Raw genomic sequence first — 289 nt, forward strand, 5'->3', positions numbered from 1 at the left:
CCTCAACCGCATGACCCACGTGACGTTTGAAGAGGGAGCGGCGGAAGAAGTGATGCCCCGCTGGTACCGGGAGGGGATCCGACCGGATGTCATCGTCCTCGATCCTCCGCGGAAGGGATGCGATCCCGTCCTTTTGGAGAGCGCGGCCTCCATGAGGCCGAAGCGAATCGTTTATGTATCCTGCAATCCCGCCACTCTGGCCCGCGACGCCAAATATCTGGCCGAATGGGGGTACAGGGTTCAGGAAGTGCAACCGGTGGACATGTTCCCGCAGACGGGGCATGTGGAG

At 61.6% G+C, this 289-nt stretch carries 1 pseudogene; it reads left to right on the plus strand.

The window, feature by feature from the left end:
• Positions 1–289: pseudogene (locus RZO55_RS12425) on the plus strand (23S rRNA (uracil(1939)-C(5))-methyltransferase RlmD); the annotation flags it as partial.

This window comes from Clostridium boliviensis, from assembly GCF_033342255.1.
Taxonomy (GTDB): Bacteria; Bacillota; Clostridia; order Lachnospirales; family Lachnospiraceae; genus Lacrimispora; species Lacrimispora boliviensis.